1 protein-coding gene is annotated in these 267 nt (G+C 68.9%); it reads right to left on the minus strand.

Going from position 1 to position 267, the window contains the following annotated elements; genetic code table 11:
- A partial coding sequence (gene bioD, locus SB751_RS31235) for an ATP-dependent dethiobiotin synthetase BioD (RefSeq protein ID WP_410749175.1) occupies nt 1–267 on the minus strand: 267 nt, incomplete at both ends.

Here is a 267-nt window from a genome sequence, read left to right on the forward strand (position 1 = left end):
CCGGCCAGCGTCAGTCCGCGCGCGGCGATCGCTTCGGCGGTGAGCAGCGCATGGTTGATGCAGCCGAGGCGCAGGCCGACCACCAGCACGACCGGCAGCTTCAAGGCGACGGCGAGATCGGCGGTGTCCGCAGTCGCCGTCAACGGCACGCGAAAGCCGCCGACGCCTTCCACGACCACGACGTCCGCGCGTTTCACAGCTTCGGCATGGCAAGCGACGATGTGCGCGATATCGAAGGTGCCGTTTTCCAGCGCGGCCGCGATGTGC

The sequence above is a fragment of the Cupriavidus sp. SIMBA_020 genome (assembly GCF_046535395.1).
GTDB classification, from domain to species: Bacteria; Pseudomonadota; Gammaproteobacteria; order Burkholderiales; family Burkholderiaceae; genus Cupriavidus; species Cupriavidus campinensis.